Annotated in this window: 14 protein-coding genes and 5 pseudogenes; 10 read left to right on the plus strand and 9 right to left on the minus strand. The window is 69.9% G+C overall.

Translation table 11 applies throughout. From position 1 onward, the window contains the following. Window positions 1-357: 357 nt before the first annotated feature. A pseudogene (locus AB0E67_RS32435) lies at window positions 358-725 on the plus strand (site-specific integrase); the annotation flags it as partial. Window positions 726-1101: 376 nt separating this feature from the next. On the opposite strand, the gene AB0E67_RS32440 reads toward AB0E67_RS32435, so the two are convergent. The 7 genes and pseudogenes from AB0E67_RS32440 to AB0E67_RS32470 form a co-directional block, all read right to left on the minus strand. Beyond that, a complete protein-coding gene (locus AB0E67_RS32440; protein ID WP_362033570.1) occupies window positions 1102-1599 on the minus strand; it encodes a hypothetical protein in 498 nt (165 codons plus the stop codon). Window positions 1600-1663: 64 nt separating this feature from the next. Continuing rightward, complete coding sequence (locus AB0E67_RS32445) at window positions 1664-2173, minus strand: hypothetical protein (protein ID WP_362033573.1); 510 nt, start codon at window positions 2171-2173, stop codon at window positions 1664-1666. Between the two features lie 695 nt (window positions 2174-2868). Then, entirely contained in the window at window positions 2869-3273 is a 405-nt protein-coding gene (locus AB0E67_RS32450) for a GNAT family N-acetyltransferase (protein WP_362033576.1), read from the minus strand. A gap of 468 nt (window positions 3274-3741) precedes the next feature. Continuing rightward, a pseudogene (locus AB0E67_RS32455) lies at window positions 3742-4057 on the minus strand (nitroreductase family protein); the annotation flags it as partial. 59 nt (window positions 4058-4116) lie between these two features. Beyond that, window positions 4117-4347: pseudogene (locus AB0E67_RS32460) on the minus strand (hypothetical protein); the annotation flags it as partial. A gap of 71 nt (window positions 4348-4418) precedes the next feature. Next, window positions 4419-5333 (minus strand): MBL fold metallo-hydrolase, encoded by a 915-nt coding sequence (locus tag AB0E67_RS32465; protein ID WP_362033579.1) that lies wholly within the window; start codon window positions 5331-5333, stop codon window positions 4419-4421. 497 nt (window positions 5334-5830) lie between these two features. Beyond that, a complete protein-coding gene (locus AB0E67_RS32470) occupies window positions 5831-5956 on the minus strand; it encodes a hypothetical protein (protein ID WP_362033582.1) in 126 nt (41 codons plus the stop codon). A 19-nt stretch (window positions 5957-5975) separates the two neighbouring features. Here AB0E67_RS32470 and AB0E67_RS32475 point away from each other — a divergent pair. The 3 genes and pseudogenes from AB0E67_RS32475 to AB0E67_RS32485 form a co-directional block, all read left to right on the plus strand. Then, window positions 5976-6110 (plus strand): annotated as a pseudogene (locus tag AB0E67_RS32475) (LuxR C-terminal-related transcriptional regulator); the annotation flags it as partial. A gap of 3 nt (window positions 6111-6113) precedes the next feature. Continuing rightward, a pseudogene (locus AB0E67_RS32480) lies at window positions 6114-6974 on the plus strand (histidine kinase); the annotation flags it as partial. A 245-nt stretch (window positions 6975-7219) separates the two neighbouring features. Further along, window positions 7220-7351 carry a hypothetical protein gene (locus AB0E67_RS32485; RefSeq protein ID WP_362033585.1) on the plus strand — a complete coding sequence of 44 codons (132 nt, stop codon included), beginning with the start codon at window positions 7220-7222 and terminating at the stop codon, window positions 7349-7351. Window positions 7352-8517: 1166 nt separating this feature from the next. Here AB0E67_RS32485 and AB0E67_RS32490 read toward each other — a convergent pair. After that, window positions 8518-9015, minus strand: coding sequence for a hypothetical protein (locus AB0E67_RS32490; RefSeq protein ID WP_362033588.1), 498 nt, complete (start codon window positions 9013-9015; stop codon window positions 8518-8520). Between the two features lie 93 nt (window positions 9016-9108). Here AB0E67_RS32490 and AB0E67_RS32495 point away from each other — a divergent pair, with 93 nt between their 5' ends. The 3 genes from AB0E67_RS32495 to AB0E67_RS32505 all read left to right on the plus strand — a co-directional run bounded on the left by AB0E67_RS32495 (window position 9109) and on the right by AB0E67_RS32505 (window position 12571). Continuing rightward, window positions 9109-9600: a helix-turn-helix domain-containing protein gene (locus AB0E67_RS32495; protein ID WP_362033591.1), complete on the plus strand. Its 492-nt coding sequence runs from the start codon at window positions 9109-9111 to the stop codon at window positions 9598-9600. A gap of 476 nt (window positions 9601-10076) precedes the next feature. Continuing rightward, window positions 10077-11216 carry an ABC transporter substrate-binding protein gene (locus AB0E67_RS32500; RefSeq protein ID WP_362033594.1) on the plus strand — a complete coding sequence of 380 codons (1140 nt, stop codon included), beginning with the start codon at window positions 10077-10079 and terminating at the stop codon, window positions 11214-11216. A gap of 143 nt (window positions 11217-11359) precedes the next feature. Then, window positions 11360-12571, plus strand: a complete 1212-nt coding sequence (locus AB0E67_RS32505) for a fumarylacetoacetate hydrolase family protein (protein ID WP_362033597.1) — start codon at window positions 11360-11362, stop codon at window positions 12569-12571. A 382-nt stretch (window positions 12572-12953) separates the two neighbouring features. On the opposite strand, the gene AB0E67_RS32510 is transcribed toward AB0E67_RS32505, so the two are convergent. Beyond that, window positions 12954-13949, minus strand: a complete 996-nt coding sequence (locus AB0E67_RS32510; protein ID WP_362033600.1) for a LacI family DNA-binding transcriptional regulator — start codon at window positions 13947-13949, stop codon at window positions 12954-12956. A 319-nt stretch (window positions 13950-14268) separates the two neighbouring features. Here AB0E67_RS32510 and AB0E67_RS32515 point away from each other — a divergent pair, with 319 nt between their 5' ends. The 3 genes from AB0E67_RS32515 (at window position 14269) to AB0E67_RS32525 (ending at window position 17389) form a co-directional block, all read left to right on the plus strand. Beyond that, a complete protein-coding gene (locus tag AB0E67_RS32515; RefSeq protein WP_362033603.1) occupies window positions 14269-15462 on the plus strand; it encodes a CoA transferase in 1194 nt (397 codons plus the stop codon). A gap of 102 nt (window positions 15463-15564) precedes the next feature. Further along, window positions 15565-16950 (plus strand): MFS transporter, encoded by a 1386-nt coding sequence (locus AB0E67_RS32520; protein WP_362033605.1) that lies wholly within the window; start codon window positions 15565-15567, stop codon window positions 16948-16950. A gap of 1 nt (window position 16951) precedes the next feature. Beyond that, on the plus strand, window positions 16952-17389 hold the full coding sequence (locus AB0E67_RS32525) for a MaoC family dehydratase (protein ID WP_362033608.1): 438 nt from the start codon (window positions 16952-16954) through the stop codon (window positions 17387-17389). The last annotated feature ends 58 nt before the right edge of the window (window positions 17390-17447 follow it).

Here is a 17447-nt window from a genome sequence, read left to right on the forward strand (position 1 = left end):
GCGCGGTGAGGAGCTGGCCGGCTCGGCCCGGACGGGCGCCGCTGGTGCGGCACAGTACGGGCGTAACCGACTTCCTGCTGTCCGGCCGGTGGTCCCCGCCGTACGACGTCGCCGTCCCGCTTCTGCTCGGCCCGCGCGTGCTCGGACACCCGCTGCGGGCCAACGGGCCGCGCACCGAGGCTGCCCGAGCGCTGCTCACCGGGTTCGCGGCGCACACGATGGGCAGACTGCCAGCCTGCCCGTCGGCGCCATCGCACTGCTGCTCGGGCACCTGGCACACGCGACCGGCCGGCCGCTGCCCCAAGGCGGCAGTGTCCGCATCGCCGAGGTCCTGCCCGACGACCTGTGGATGAGGCCCCGGTGAAGGTCAAGGGCGCCCGGCCGCGCACCCGGCGCCGAGGCGCCCCGCGCCAGGAGTTCGTGCTGGAGACCGTGTACCGAGGCGCTGGCATCGCCCGGCCGCTGCCCCGGATCAAGGGTCGTACGCGCGGGCCGGCCTTCGTCACCCACCGCAAGCCGGGCCCGGGGAAAGTTCTCCCGCCGCGCGATGTCTGCCCGGACACCGGCCTGGTCCGGCTGTCGTATGGCCAGGCCCGCGCCCTGCTCGACGCTCACACCGCGTTCGGCGGACAGCCCGGCACGGACTGGGACCTGCATGAGTACCGGCACTCCGGCCTCACACACCTCGGCGAGGCCGGGGCGGCCTGCCCATGCTCACGGCGAAGAGGCAGTCCGAGGAGTTCGTACGCACTCGGAACTCGGAGCACATGCTGGTCGGCAATGGGCCGTACCTGGCCGACGCGTCGACGGGGGACTGCACCAGATCGGCGTCGTATCTGCCAGAACCGGAGAGGGCTGTCGCGTAACCCTTGGCGGGCGCACGACGACAGCTGCGGCACCTCGCCGCGTTGTCGGAACGTCCGCATACATCCGGCATGCGGACGTCCCTCCGCCTTGCGATGCACCGCATCCGACGCCGCGCGCTGATCCACCAGGGATTACGGGACAGCCCTCAGCCGAGAACGGATCTGATCGTAAGCCGTGCAACCCCGGACCACGTGGCACTCGGGGCCACCACGGAAAAGAGAACGAGGCCCCGGATCAGAAAGAATCGAAGGTCATCCAGATCATCCCGGGTCGGCCCGGCGTGACCCCGAACCAGAAGAGGGCCATGGCCAGCTCGTCAACCGCGTCGAGGGGCTGCGCACGCTCAAGCACGGACCGGCCGAACCGACCCTTGCGCCCGACGGCCAGGACGCGGCCGTCGAGCAGCAGCGTTGAGCGCCACCGACGGGCGTGCCGGACGTCATACCTGCGGCCGTGCAGCCCGATCCATCCGTTGTGGTCGCGGCGACGCACCGGGCGCGGCCGGCCGTTGTCGACGACGGCGTCGCCGGCCGGTGTCGCGCCTTCGAGGAGCTGCACCGTGTGCTGCTGGTTCGGCCATAGCTTGACGACCTGCAGGAGGGCGCTTCGCTCCTGCTGTGTCCAGGTCGCCCTGGACTGGCCCTGCGGATCGCGCAGGATCACGGGCGTGCCTGCGGAGTCGCTGGTCGCGGTCCAGCCGAACGGGGATTCGTATGTCTTGGGTTCGCGCATCGCGCCTCTTTCATTTCGGTGACCCGGCTTGCGCCAAAGCGGCAGCACCGCCGTCGAACAACGGTCAGAGCGGGCCGTAGGAGGCGTTGCCGACAGGGTCGTGCCAGGTGGCGAGGTCCTCTTCGAGCAGAGCCCGGAACCGGGCGTCGCGCTGGGCCTTCCGGCGGAGCGACTCACGGGCCCGCCCCATGATGGTGGCCGGGACGACGATCGCGGCGACGATCAAACCGATCACGAACGCCAGGATCACGGCCAGCGTGAGCAGGCGCGAGGAGTCCTGCCAGGTGGCCGGCTTCGCCGTGAGGGCGAAGACCGCGATGAAGACGAACAGGACGAAACCGAGGAACGACAGCGCCTGGCGCGGACCGCCAGGGCCTCGGTGGCTGGTGGGGCGGCCCGTGCTCGGCAGACGGTCGCGGACGCGCACGTAGAACACACGGCAGAGCACGACGAGCGCGGCCCCCGGAAGCCCGAGCGCCAGGGCCGGCGCGAGAGCACCCAGCCGCAGGCTCAGGAAGACACCCAGAAGGATCAGCTCTGCACCCGTTCCGATGCCGGCGGCCCAGGCACCCATGTAAGCGCCGCGTGCTCCTGCGATCTCACGCAGCCGCGACCGGGTGTCCTCAGGGCTGACGTGGGGGAGTTCCGAAGAAAGCCAGTACTCCAACGGCCGCTGCGGCGGAGAGAAGGGCGAGCACCCTAGCTGATCGTTCATCCCTTGCCTTCTGTATCAGTGGAGACGTATCGGATGGGCAGGCCGAGTACGATGAGAACCATCGCGAGTCCGAACACGCGGGGTCCTGTCAACGCCCAGGAGACGGTGCTGTCGCCCGTGATCGCCATGAGGCCCAGGCGTGTATGCGGCCGGTGGTACTGGTGGCATACCCGACGGCGTCTCGCTGCTCATGCGTCCACCCCGTGATCCGCTTCCCCTCTTACCTCATGTGTGAATTCAACACCACGAACCAATGGCAGCCTCCGACCACTGACTGTGGATCGAATCACGACAGAAGACGGTTCTCATTGCTGCAGGAATGGCCTGATGCCGGATCAGCCCGCCCGGGGCGGTTCCGTTGCGCGGCAGGAAACCGAAGCTGAACGCTCGGCAGGAAGCGCATCTCGTGGCGCTGCACAAGGGGGCGAGCGCACCAGCGCCGAGCTTGCCGAGCCGTTTGGAGTGGCCCGCTGCGTATCGGGCAGCCGAGCGTGCGGCGGCGAACCTGGCGTCAGGGGTCTCACCGGGAATGGGTGACGGAGATTCCGCGCCGCTCAGTCGGTGGCGGACAGACGGAACTCCAGGATGTCCTCATCGCCGAGGACCTGCCCGGTGGGGACGAACCCGGCAGAGGTGTAGAGCGCCCTGGCCGCGATGTTGTCCGCGCGTACCCCCAGCCGCAGCACCGGCGCGTCGAACGCGTCCCGCACGTGGGCGATGACCTGCTGGAGAGCGGCTCGTCCCAGCCCCATTCCCTGGTGATCCTTGTCGATCATCAAGCGGTAGAGCCACATCTGACCGTCGTCGGGATCGGGACCGTACATCGCGAAGCCCACGGCGTGCTCATCATGCATGACCGCACGGGTCACGAAGCCCGGCAAGAAGCGACTCTCCGCGATCGAGTACAGGTTGGACGCGATGAGGTCGCGCTGGTCGTCAGCCACCGTCAGGTCGGCCACCTCCTCCCAAGTCTCCCGGCACAGGTCGTCAAGGCTCACACGATTCGGCATGGGTTATCCCTAGCGGATCTCCGCGCGGGCGTCATGCGGATATTCACACGATCAGGTGCATGTGGGCGTCCACCGGGGTCTTCCAGACGCTCACGAAAGCGTTGATCGCCGAGGCCGCGGCACGCGACGACGTCGATCTCAGCCTGGTCAGCGGGGGTTCCACCGTCGCCCGCGCGCATCACCGCGCGGCGAGCATGGCGGTCGACCCGGAGCTCCTGGAGGACCTGGAGAAGGCCCTGTCTTGCGGCACTGAAATCTTCGGAGCCACTCGACAGCGAGCACGTCATCACCTGCACCCTGCAGACCTTCCCCGAGGTCATGAAGCTCATCGAGGACACCCAGGAGCTGCGCGGAAGGCGCTGGGCCGTGGTCGCGGACGAGGCGCAGTCCTCGCAGTCGGGCTCCACTGCGTCGGCAGTCGACGAAAGTCACCGTCTCGGCGAGCGGGGCCCGGTCGATGCGGTCGTGAAACGTGGCCGGGGCCTCGAACCCGATGGACATGCCGCAGAACAGAATCAATCCTGGTAAGGGCGATACGGCCTCTGCGACAGTCCGGCAGTACACCGACCAGGCCATCTGCGGGCAGCTGTGCAACCCTTCGGCACGGAGCAGCAGCATGACGGTCTGCAAGGTGCATGCCGAGGTCGGCCCATTGGGCCGGTCCCATGTCGCGGTCGATGTGGCAGAACAAGGCTGTGGGCGCACCGAAGCAGTCCCGGTTCGCGGCAACGGCCGCGTCGCCTTGCTCCGCCAGTCGTAGTCCGCCCACGCTTCGGCCGGCACCTCGACCTGCTGGGCCACGTACTCCACCGAGGCGGCCGGGGCCTCTTTGGCCGCCTCGGGGAACCGGGCCCCCACCTCGAAGAACTTCAGCAGCAGCGCGAACCCGAGCCGGGTTTGCCCCGGACTTGTTCCGCACCCGGGGCGGCGGGCTGCGGAAGTCCTCGTTGGAGGCGGTGTCCCCCGGGTTCTCGGAGCGGTGCCCACAGCGATGGCAAGTGGGCACCGCTCCACCCTGCTCACTTGAGAACCAGCGGCACATATAGGGCTGGCCTCTCACGCGCTGCTCACGCGTCGGCCCCGACAAAGAGTGGTCAGTAATCCCAGACGACCGGTACGAAACGGAAAGCGTTGTCGGCGACCGCCACGTGGCAGACGGACGGGAACGGCAGGTGAGTGGCCACCAGTTGTTCGCCGCTCGCCGCCAGCTCTGTCAGGAGACGGATCCGGACGCGGGCTGATTCCTCAGGGTTGTGGTCGAAGCCGTTGTGCCAGTCGGGCTTGTCGAACCCGGTCTGGAACACGGCGTCGCCGGCGAACGTCAGCCGGTCGCCGCCGGACTCCAGGCGGATGATGCTGTGGCCGGGGGTGTGACCGCCGGTGCGCCGCATCACCACTCCTGGCGCCACCTCGTACTCCGTCTCGAACGGCCGCAACTGGCTGCGGTACACGTCCAGGAACTGCGAGGCGGTCTTTCGCAGCACGTCCGGTACCGGTGCCGGCATGACGGTGTGGGAGAAGTCAGGCGCGTCCCAGAACTCGGCTTCGGCCGCTGCCAGGTGCACTCGCAGGTCCTGGCGCAGCCGGCCCCTCAGCCCCTCGACGAGCAGCCCGCCGATGTGGTCCATGTGCAGGTGGGTGAGCACCACGTCGGTCACGGACGCGGGATCGATCCCGGCGGCGTCCAGTCGCACGGCCAGCTGTCCGGCTCGCGGGAAGCCCGGGAACTCCGTCCCCAGCCCGGAATCCACAAGGATGGTCCGGTCACCGCTGCGCACCACGGCGACGTTCAGCGGCCAGTTGCACACCTCTGGCGGCAGGAACATGTCACCGAGCCAGGTCGCCAGGTCGTCCTTGGCGGCGTTGGTGGCCAGAGTCGTGGTGGTGATCGGCAGCACGCCGTCGCTGATCACCATCACGTCGATGTCGCCGACCTTCAGCGCGTAGCGCGACGGAACCAGTTCGTCATGCCCCGGTGCATGGGTGTGTGAGAGATTGACTTGGCTCATGTTGTTCCCCTTTGAGGCGAGTTGACCGAAGACGTCGACGGCGCCATGGGTCACACCGTCCAGTCATCCCTGAGGACCGGACAGCAGCCTGGTTTGTGACAGCCGTTCTGCTCCCTCGCCCCGCCCGATCACGCCGAGAATTGGCCCAAGTGATTCCCCGACGCGGCCCCATCGGTCACGTTTCCGCACGTCAGTGCCCCCTTGTGCGTTCGGTGCTGTTCGTCTTCCGTAGCGGCTCCAGCCCTGCTCGACTGGAGGTTCTGCCCCTATCGGGATCGGGACTTTCGCGAAAGCCAGGTCATTTGAGAACGCCGGGCCTCCCGTCTTCTCTAGCAACCTGCCATCCCAGCAGGCCAACAGCTCGCAATCTGACAGAGGCACTTCGACAGGACAAGAACGTGTCGTGGAAGGCCTCGGGGTCCCAGTCGGTGGAGAGGGCGTCGATGAGCTGCGTGGCCATCTTCACCTCGGCAATGGGCTGTTGAGCACCGTGGCGGTCAGTCCAGACGGTCGTATGGGCCCGGTTCCCAGTCGGCGAACAGTGTCAGTGCTTCCGCTGTCTCGGTGCGTTCCGGTGCTGTGGAGGTGGCCGGCCACCAGTGCTCCACCTGATGTGCGTCCACGAGGACGAAGGGCCGGAGCGAGGTGCTCGTGCTGGTCGCGCAGGGGTTGTCCAACGCCGAGATCGGCGGCCGGATCCACCTCAGCGCGGGCACGGTGAAGGACCACGTCAGCGCGAACCTCACCAAGTTGCGGGTGACCAGCCGGGTCCAGGCGACTGAATGCTCCCGCAACCGCCGTCTGCTCACCGTCTGCGCGGTATTGTTCGCGCTCGCCTGCACCCTGGCCTCTGGAAAGCGCCTCCGCACACGAACACACCTGGAACGTCGTCTACTTCTTCTACACCCTCGCCACCGCCGCCGCGCCCGTCCTGCTGGCTCAACTCGTCCAGGCCCGAAGGGACTTGGCGCTCCGGCTCGTCGAGATCGAGGGGGCCCGTGAGCACGAACGCCTCCTGCACTCCCAAGCCGTCCTCACTCGCGAACGCGCCCAGCTCGCCCGCGAGATGCACGACGTCTTTTCCCACCAGGTCAGCCTGATCGCCGTCCAGGCGGGCGCACTCCAAGTCGCCACCAGGGACCCGGACGCCAAGGAGGGCGCCCGCACCATCCGCTCCCTCAGCGTCGACACCCTCGACGAACTGCGCCACATGGTCACCCTGTTGCGCGCCTCGGGCGGCCACGCCACCGAGTTGACCCCCAGCCGACCCTGGCCGATCTGCACAAGCTGATCACCACGAGCGGCATCGACACCGAACTGACCGGCGAGCTTCCCCGTGACATTGGCACGCCCGTGCAGCGCACGATCTACCGCACGGTCCAGGAAGCCCTCACCGACGTCCGCAAGCACGCCCCCGGCGCAACCGCGACCGTATGCCTCCGCCACGAGCCCGGCACCTTCGTCGTCACCGTCACGAACACACCCCCCACCCGTCCCGCCCTTCCTCTGCCCGGCTCTCTCCAGGGCCTGATCGGTCTCAGAGAACGAGCCGAACTCCTGGGCGGCACCCTCGAAGCGGGTACGACCGCGAACGACGGGTACAGGGTGACCCTACGCGTCCCGGCGAACGGAGACGCCTGATGGGGCTGGCCCCACCCGTCACACGACAACCGCTCCTGTCTGTGTAGACGCAGGGGTGGACTGCTTCTCTCTGCTCCTGCGGCCCGCGCGGTACGGATGTTCGCCGGTCGCCGCCGACTGCACAGGTTCCTGCAGGCCGCGGCCTACCCGACTCCGGCGGCATTCTGCGCGACGGAGGCATCCGCCCCCTCCACGTCGACTCCGCGGATTCAGCGGCGCGAGCGGGAACTTCAGGGCAGCTCCAGGTGCGCGGACGCGGGCACCGGCTACGGCTGACCGGCTTCGGCAAGCAGGTCCTCGGCGCTGCCCAGCCGTACACGGGCCGGCTCACCACTCCCGCCGACGAGAAGAACCCGGGCCTCTTGAGCACGGAGTGAAACCCGTCGAGGCTCCCGCGGCAGCTGGTGCCGTGACCAGCGACGTTTGCCCCGTCGCGTCGCCCTGCACGCACGCTCGCGGCACCAGCCGAAAGCCACGTACGTGCAGTACGAGGACTTCCGGCCGGCACACCGGGAGCACGCACCCCCACGCCGCCCCTTGACGGGCAAACGCTGCCTGCCGCGGCCACCCAGCTGGCGCGCTCGGGGTGGGCAGCGGCGATGCAGCGCATGGCGGCGTCGTCGCTGAGCCCGGGCAGTCGCATGGGGCGTTTGGCTCTGTTCACGTGTAGGTTCTGGCTCGACTTACGTGCAGCGGCCACGCTCCATCACGCGCTGAGCGTGGACATCCGGGTCCGGGGCCCGGGTTGAGGTTCCTGGTCCTCGGCGTCGGCCGTGCCGGCGGAGGCGGTCAGGAACTGGCTTCCGTCACGGCGTCGACGGACGAGGCGCCGCACCCCTTCGACGGGACGCGGCGCCACTGATGTCTTGTCACCCAGGCGAGCGGCCAAGCGCTGCGATGTGCGGGCACTGCGGACGGGCGCCGCTGCGGGGCGGGAAGCGCCGGTACGGCCAGATCTTGACGGCCTTGGTTGTCTCGTGCGGGGCGGTGTTCACGATTCTTCTCCTTGAATGATCTGGTCGTCATGAGGTGCGGATGCGGCGGAGGGCCGCGGCCGGCCGTGTTCGTCCGTACCGCCGGGGGACAGCGAGCTCAGTGGGTGCGCGTGGCGTATGCGCAGGGACATCGCCGGGCGGTGCGGGGCGGTGAGAGAAGCATTGGGTGCTGCCGCTTCGCGCAACGCATGAGCGCGGCCGGGAAGTTCGGAACCGTCCGGCCGGGTCAGGAGCCGTCCCGTGGGCGAACCGCCGTGAGACCGGCAACCATACGGCCGGGACTTCGACAGGGCCGGACGATTTTGCCAGCCGCTCACCGCGGCAGCACGCCTCGCAGAGCCCGGCCGACCAGCTGCTGCCCGCAGTCCTCGCACGGTGTGGCCTGACGGGCTGCGGCGGCTGCGGCTTCACGTTCCCGTTCCGCCCGCTCCTGGCCGACGGGGAGCCGCATGCCTGGCCGCCCTGTCGGAAGCCGACTCGCGATGGAGGGGTTGGCTCTGCCCGGCTGTGTTACCGGCCGCTTCGATCCCCAATTCGTTCACCGCTCATCAGGGCAGGCGGGTGTGTTCGGCTCGGCTGGCAGCGATCCGCTCACGCGCGAGCGTACGGGCCCGCTTGGTGTCGCCGCCGCTGAGCCGGGCGAGGATCGTCGCGAGCGGCCTGATCTGGCCCCAGCCGCCCCAGTGGCCCTCGGGAATCTCGGTAGGAAACACCCAGATCCGGCTGGCGTCACGCGGCCAGGCGCCGTTCTCGGCGTCGAGGATCGCCTCGGTGACCTCGGCGATGACGCCCGCACGCTTCTGCTCATCGAGCTGGCCCTCGGGGACGGACGGGACGACCTTGTAGCGAGGTGCGTCCACGAGCTCTCCGCCGACGTAGACGCCGGCCGGTCGGTGCAACCAGAGCCAGGAGACGGAACGGCTCACCGGGTCGGCGGGGTCGAATCCCTCGTTGCGGATGAGGATCTCGGTGATGCGGTTCAGCAGCGCCGCCTCGGCGTCCGGCTGGAGAGCACCGTCCGGAATGTACACGTCGAGCATGGGCATGGTCGACCTCCTGCTGGGTTTAGTTCTTCAACTCAGGATGGAGTCTATGTGGCCTAAGTTCAGCTTGTAAACTCAGGGGGGTACACTCGTCCCATGGAGACGCGGCGAATCGACCCAGGGAACTGCTCGGTGGCACGCGCCCTCTCGGTAGTGGGGGAGCGCTGGTCGCTACTGATCGTGCGTGAAGCGCTGGACGGCGCGAGCCGGTTCGGGGAGTTCCACTCCCGCCTCGGGATCGCCAGAAATCTCCTGGCGACTCGGCTCGACACCTTGGTGGCCGCGGGGGTGATGCGCCGCGTGCCGTATAAGGAGCCCGGAGATCGGCAGCGCTTCGCCTACGAGCTCACCGAGCAGGGCCGCGCGCTGCGACCCACGCTCGTGGCGCTCCTGGAATGGGGCGACACGTACTTTGCCGACCCGCAGGGGCCGTCGGTCATCGTTCGCCACCGGCCCGTCCACGATGCGAGCTCATGCGACGAGCCCGTCAGCATCGTCCTCGAGTGCACTGCTGGGCACAGCCACCTCACCCCGGAAGACATTTGCCGTACGCCCGGGCCCGGTGCGCGCTTCGTGGAGGGCTCCTGAGAACCGTATTGGGCCGGGGCGAGGACCTGGTGCGAGGTCGCCCTCGGTGCGCGGGCGCCGCCAGGCGGGGGTTTTGCTGTTGTTTCGTGGGGGTGTAGCAGCTCGACGTCGCCAACATCCTCTCCCAGTGCTTCCAACTGGGCGGTGGCAGCGGGGGCACAGGCTGGTCTCAAGGCCGCGCGCCCGGCGCCGTGGTGGTTTCGGCGTTCTGTCGGCGGAGCTTGCGGGTTCGTTCGGTGACGCAGGTGTCGTAGCCGCCGCATTCCTCGCGTGCCCGCTGGTAGAGCGGTGAGGGGCTGCTGGCACCGGGGCCGGTGTTGCCGCCGCTCCAGGCCCCAGGCGCTGCCTGGCCGGGTCCGGATGATGCGGCCGGGGCATGGGTGTCGCAGGAGGCCCGCGTGTAGTAAGTTAGCGCTAACGGTAGCGCTAACTTAACCGTTGTGACCGCCTCCGCCACACTCGCTGAAGGTGCTTCCATGACCGACTACCGAGGGCTCACCTGGGACCATCCGAGGGGTACGGTCGCCCTGCGCGCCGCCGCCTCGCGTTTTTCCGCAGAGAACCACGAGCACACCCTTGCCTGGGACAGTCAGCCCCTGGAGGGGTTTGAGTCCCATCCCGTGGCTGATCTGTGCGCACGCTACGACCTCGTCGTTCTCGACCACCCGCACCTCGGGGACGCGCTGGAGGCCGATGCGCTCCAGCCGCTGGACGAATTGCTGCCCGCGGCGGTCGTCGAGGAGTGGCGGGCCACGACCGTGGGATCCACCGCCCGCTCGTACACCCTCGACGGCCGGCTGTGGGCCGCGCCGCTGGACGTGGCGACACAGGTCGCGGCCCTGAACCGGGCATCGGTGCCCGAACCCCCGCGGACCTGGGACCGGGCGCTGGAACTGGCAGACGCGGTGCCCGGCGCGCTGTCCCTGGCCGGACCGCACGCCCTGCTGACCTACTTCTCGCTGTGCGTGGCCCTGGGCGACGCCCCGGCCACCCGAGCCGATGCCGTGCCCCTGGTCGGCGGCGCGGCCGGGGCGGCGGCGCTGGGGATGATGCGCGAGTTCCTCGACCGCTGCGACCCCGCCACGGCCGAGCTGAACCCCATCGCGCTGCTGGAAAGGGTCGCGGACGGGCGGATCGCCTACTGCCCCTTCGTGTACGGCTACGTCAACTACGCCTCGGCCGAGGGCGGCCCCGTGCGCTTCGCCGACGTGCCGCGCTGCCGACCCGGCGGGCCGCTGGGCTCCGTACTGGGGGGAACGGGCCTGGCCGTCTCGCGCCGGACGCCGGTGAGCGAGGAACTCGTCGAGCACATCGTCTGGCTGCTGTCCGCCGACACCCAGCGGGACTACCTGCCCCGGCACCAGGGGCAGCCCGCCCGCCGCGAGGCATGGACCGACCCCGCCGTGAACGGACGCAGCGGCGACTTCTACACGGACACCCTCGCCACCACCGAGAACGCCTGGGTACGCCCCCGCCACCCCGGCTACACCGCGTTCCAGACGGAGGCCTCCCGGCTGATCCGGGACGGACTCCTGACGGGCCGTCCGGCCCCCGAGCTGTACGACGACCTGGAAGCGTTCCACCGCGATGCGGCCCGCGCCGCGACGGGGGCCTGAGCCCCGCGGCGGCGTCGACGCACCAGCTACTGACCCACGAAAGCGATCCGCCGACCGCGTGCTTCGCCACCGGTGAAGCGGCCGAGGGCCGCACGCCCTCGGCGGGAAGCGCCGGCCGGCCCTCCACCGAAGGCAGGTGCCCCATGACCACCGACCACGCCCCCACCGCCACGGCCGCGGTGACGCCGGAACTGTCCGCCGAAGCCGCCCTCCCCGAGGACGGAACGGCGGGGAGCCTGCTCGCCAGGATATGGAACCCCGAGGCGGGCGGTCCCTCACCGGCCGCCGTCCGCGCGGACGGCGTCTACGACATCTCCGGCGACTTCCCCACCGTCTCCCGGCTCTGCGAGGAGAAGCACCCCGCCGAGGCGCTCGCCGGCGCGACCGGGCCGCGGATCGGGAGCCTCGACGCGCTGCTGGCGCAGACCGTCCGCCGACCCGGCGATCCGGAGGTGGCGCGCCTTCTGGCGCCGGTGGACCTCCAGCCGGTGAAGGCCGCCGGTGTCACCTTCGCGAACTCCATGGTGGAGCGGCTGATCGAGGAACGGGCCAAGGGAGACCCGGGTGCCGCGGCGGCCATACGCGCCGAACTGGCCGAGGTCCTGGGGGGCGATCTGCGCCGACTGCGCCCGGGAACGCCCGAAGCGGCGGAGGTCAAGAGGCGCTTGGTGGCCCGGGGCGCCTGGAGCCAGTACCTGGAGGTCGGCATCGGGCCCGACGCCGAGATCTTCACCAAGGCGCTGCCGCTCTCGGCCGTCGGCCCCGGCAGCCGCGCCGGGGTCCTGCGCGAATCGGAGTGGAACAACCCCGAACCGGAGATCGGCCTGGTGGTCTCCTCGCGCGGGGAGGTCGTCGGCGCGACCCTGGGCAATGACATCAACCTCCGCGACTACGAGGGGCGTTCGGCCCTGCTGCTGCCCAAGGCCAAGGACAACAACGCCTCCTGCGTGCTGGGCCCCTTCGTCCGGCTCTTCGACGACACCTTCGGCCTCGACGACGTCCGGTCCGCGACCGTGCGCCTGGAGGTCCGGGGGACGGACGGCTACGTGCTGAGCGGCCGGTCGTCCCAGGAGCGGACCAGCCGGGACCCGGAGGACCTGGTCCGGCAGTTGATGGGGGAGCACCACCAGTACCCGGACGGCGTCGTCCTGCTGCTGGGCACGATGTTCACCCCCGCCGACGACCGCGATGAGCCCGGACGGGGCTTCAGCCACCGGACCGGGGACGTGGTCCGCATCTCGACGCCGGAACTGGGCACGCTGGCCCACGAGGTGCGGCACACCCAGGACTGCGCGCCGTGGACCTACGGGGTGGCGGCGCTCATGTCCGGCCTCGCGCGCCGGGGACTGCTGTGACGGCGGGGCGGCCGACGGCCGCGGACGCGCGTACCCGCACGCGGCGGGCGAGGCCACGGACGGGATCGGCCGCAGGCGCCGGGGCAGGGGCGCACCCGCAGTCCGCGTGACCGGACCGCCGCGCGCTCCGTGACGCGAGCGCGCGGCGGCCGACGGCGGGGGGCGACCGACGACGGGGCGGGGTCCGGCTCGGCGGTGGCACTTCTCGCGCCCCGAGGGGGGAGTGCGCCGGCGGCCGGACCCTCCTCGCGGACCGGGCGCCGCGACGCGGCGCGTTCGGAATGCCCGCACCCGGCGCCCCGCCCCCGACAGGCGGCCGTGCCGCCTCGCCCCCGGGCCTCGGACCTGATGCCCCGCCCTCCGGCGTCCTGCGGGGCCGGGGTCAGGCGCTGCCGCGCCGACGGATCTCGAAGCCCATGTCCACCTTCGCGGACTCCGGCTGCTGTCCCCGCATCCGCGTCAGCAGCATGCGGGCCGCCTCCTGCCCGATCGTGGTGTTGGGCAGGGCCACCGTGGTCAGCGCGGGCCGCAGCAGCCGCGACAGTTCGAAGTCGCCGAACCCCGACACCGCGATCTCCTCCGGCACGGCGATGCCGCGCGAGGCCGCCGCGAGCAGGGCCCCGTTGGCGAAGATGTCGGTGGAGAAGACGAGGACGTCGCTCCGGGGATGCGCCTGCCGGGCGAGGTCCAGCAGCTTCCCTCCCGACTCCAGGGTCAGCGGGTGGGCGGAGGCGTCGACGACGCGTGGCTCCCGGCCCGGCCAGTAGGTGTTCACCGCACGCAGAAAGCCGTCCAGTCGCCGCCGTGAGCGGTGGTCGCCCTCCAGCAGCGAACCGACGAAGCACGGTGCGCGGTACCCGGCCTCGTGCAGGTACGAGACCATGGCGTACATGGCGTCCTCGTTCGAGAAGCCGACGAGGGTGTCCAGCGGGTCGTCCACCCAGTCCCAGGTCTCCACGACGGGGACCCGTGCCGCCTTCAGCATCTTGATCACCGCCGGACTGTGCAGGGCACCCGTCATGAAGAACCCGTCGGGGCGCCGGCCGAGCAGCGAGCGGATCAGCTCCTCCTCGCGCGTGTCGTCGTAGTCCGTGTAACCGAGCAGCAGTTGGTACCCCTCCGGGGCCAGTACCGAGGACAGGCCGGTCAGTGTCTCGGAGAAGATGGAGGCGGAGACCGAGGGGATCACCGTGGCGACGATCTTGCTGCGGTTCGACGCCAGATTGCGTGCGGACAGATTGGGCACGTACCCGGCCTCGCGCAGCGCGGCGCGCACCCTGTCCCGGGTCTCCGGGCTGACCTCGTCGGGTATCCGCAGGACTCTGGAGACGGTCTGCGCCGACACTCCGGCGATCGCGGCGACATCCTGAAGTGTCACGGACCTGGTACCGGAACGGCGCCGGTGAACCCGGTCCGCCGCGGCGTCGCGGCTGCTCATGCTGCGCCTTGCCCCTCTGTGCCGAGTGATGGTCAGGGATTGCGTACCGCACAACTCTACGCAGTCGTACCCCCCGTTCAGTACGCGTCCGCGATCCCGGAAGCGGGGACGGCCACACTCCGTATCCCTGTTCGCACACTCGGTCAATTTCTTGTTCGACTCTTCTGTTAGCGCTACCGATAGCGCTAACATTACTTTCTGTTCGCGGGGTCCGCCCCTTTCGTCCACTTTCCGACTCTAGGTGTGAAGAGGTTTGCTCATGAAGGTTCTCGAAGGGATCCGTGTGCTCGATCTCTCGATCGCGATGTCCGGACCGTTCGCGGCCATGAAGCTGGCCGACCTCGGAGCCGACGTGATCAAGGTCGAGCCCGTCACGGGGGAGTGGCAGCGTCACGCGGCGGCGGGCGGCGCCCGGGGCAACGAGGTCAACGCCTCGTTCCTCTCGCTCAATCGCAACAAGCGCAGCCTGTCCGTCGACCTCAAGTCCGAGGAGGGCGGAGCGCTGCTGCGCGAACTGGTCGCCACCGCGGACGTGTTCCTGCAGAACTACCGGCCCGGGGTCGCCCGGCGGCTCGGCGTGGACTACGAGACGCTCAGGAGCATCAAGCCGGACCTGGTGTACGTCTCCGTCTCCGGATACGGGGAGAGCGGTCCGTACGCCGAGCGGCCGGGCCAGGACCTCCTCCTCCAGGCCATGAGCGGGGCCCTGTTCAGCGCCGGCGAACCCGGCACGGCACCGGCGGCGGCCCCGTACTTCCTGGTCGACGCCTTCGCGGCCTACTCCGCCTTCGAAGGCGCCCTCTCCGCGCTCTTCCACCGACTGCGCACCGGTCGGGGACAGTTGGTGGAGGTGAACATGCTCGACGCGATCATCGCCGCCCAGATGCAGGAGATCACCGTCCGCACGGTGGGCGGGGTGCGCCAGAGCCGTACGGAACACGTCCACGCGCACAGCTACATCCGGGCTCCGTACGGGATCTACCCCACCCGCGACGGGTACCTGGCGCTCTCCTTCGCCGAGCCCGCGACACTGGCCGAGCTGATGGGCGACCCCCGGCTGGCCGAGTACGAGGCGGAACGCGACGGTTTCGCCAAGCGCGACGAGATCTCCGCGCTCGTCGAGGAGAACCTGCGCGCAGGCACCACGTCCCACTGGCTGGAGACGCTGGGCCGGGCGGGGGTGTGGTGCGGACCCGTCTACGACTACGACCAGTTGCTGTCGGACCCCCAGGTCGTGCACAACGGGTCGTTCGTCACCTACGAGCACCCCACCGAGGGGACCGTCACCACCCCCGGATTCCCCTTCAGGATGGCCGCGAGTCCGCAGACCGTGGAACGCCCCGCCCCCGTCAACGGCCAGCACACGCGAGAGGTCCTGAACGAACTCGGGCTCTCCGAGGACGCCGTCGACCGGCTCGCGAAGGACGGCGTCGTCTTCTGCGCCTCCGCCTGACCGCCGCGGGACCCGCTCCCCACCCGGGAGCGCCCACCGAGCCCAGCGAAAGGGCTGAGCACCCCCGTCAGTGAGATGATCCATCACAGCAATGGAGCAGACATGGATACGTCCCCAACCTCCACCGCGGACAGAGCCACGACCCGGGCCCGCAGGGCCTCGATGGCCTCGGCGGTGGGCAGCCTCGTCGAGTGGTACGACTTCGGTCTCTACGGTGCCGCGGCGACCCTGATCTTCAAGGACTACTTCTTCGGGACCGACGACCCGTTCGTCGGGCTCATGGCGTCGTTCGCCACCTTCGCCGTCGGCTATTTCGCCCGCCCCTTCGGCGGCATGGTGTTCGGGCACCTCGGCGACCGCATCGGCCGTAAGCCGGTGATGGTGGCCACCCTCGCGCTGATGGGCGTCAGCACCACGCTCATCGGCGTACTGCCCGGCCACGACAGCGTGGGCTTCGTCGCCCCCCTCCTTCTCGTCGTCCTGCGGCTGGCCCAGGGCCTCGGCGCGGGGGCCGAATACGCGGGGGCGGTGGTCCTGTCCTCCGAGTCGGCCCCGCCCGCGCGGCGCGGCTTCTACGCGTCCTGGTCGGGCGCGGGGGTCTGGATCGGCTCGGCACTGGGGCTCTCCGTCTTCCAGGGCGTGCTCGCGCTCACCGGCGACGGCTTCTACACCTGGGGATGGCGCCTGCCGTTCCTGCTCAGCCTGGTGCTGCTGGCCGTCTCCTTCTACATCCGCCGCAAGGTGACCGAGACGGACTCCTTCGAAGCGGTCAAGGAGTCCGACGATGCGCCGAAGGTCCCGCTCGCCCGACTGCTGCGCACGGAGAAGCGCCGCCTGCTCGTCGCCCTGGGATCCAACGTCATCCTGAGCGGATACTCCTACATCCCCCAGGTGTGGATCCTGAGCTACCTCACGGACAACATCGGTCTGGCGGCCGGTCTCGCGCTGGCGGTCAACGCCGTCGTGCTGGTGTCGGGAGCCGCCTTCATGCCGCTCTTCGGCGCCCTCGGCGACCGCATCGGACGGCGCAGGCTCTTCCTCTGCGGAACCGCCTTCGGGATCGTGTGGCCCTTCCCGATGTTCGCGCTCATCGACACCCGCAGCACGCCCCTGATCATCGCGGCGCTGGTGATCTGCTTCGTCTGCTCCGTCACCGTCTGTTACGCCGCCCAGGCGGCCTTCCTCCCCGAGATGTTCCCGCCCGCCCTGCGCTACTCGGGCGTGGCCTTCGCCCGTGAGACCAGCGGCGCGATCCTCGCCGGGACCACCCCGCTGGTGGCGACCGCGCTGTACAGGGCCGCGGACAGCTGGTGGCCCATCGCCGCCTGCATGGTCGTCTACGCCACGATCGCGCTCGTGTCGGTCCACTGCTCGAAGTACTTCAGGTCGGACGCCCGCCAGGGGAGCGGGGCGGACTTCGCCGCGGAGGAGGCATGGGTCTCCACCGCCCCGGCCGAGGCCGGAGCCGCAGCGAAGGCGGTGGTCTGAGATGAGGCTCGTGGAGCGCTACTTCGAGGACTACACCGTCGGCGAGGCCCAGGAGGGCGGCTCGCGGACCCTGGACCAGGGCGACATCAGCGCCTTCGCCGGCCTGACCATGGACTTCCACCCGGCCCACATGAACCGCGCCTTCGCCGAAGAGCGGTACGGCGGCCGGCTCGTCCACGGAGTGCTCACCTTCGGACTGGTCGTCGGGCTCACCGTCGAGTACAACCCCCGTGCGGTGGCTTACGGTTACGAGCGCATCCGCTTTCCCCGGCCCGTGCGCGCGGGCGACACCGTCTCGGCGCACAGCGTCGTCACCGAACTGCGCGACCACCGCAGGCCCGGCATCGGGCTCGTGACCAAGCAGTACACCGGCACCAACCAGAATGGCGAGACGGTCCTGTCCTGCCTGCACATCCTGGCCGTCGACCGACGCGGTTGAGCCGTCCCACCGGGGCGCCGCCCCCCGAGCGGCGCCCCATCCCCTCCCTTTCCAGACG

It is taken from the genome of Streptomyces sp. NPDC032161 (genome assembly GCF_040636995.1).
In the GTDB taxonomy this organism is placed as follows: Bacteria; Actinomycetota; Actinomycetes; order Streptomycetales; family Streptomycetaceae; genus Streptomyces.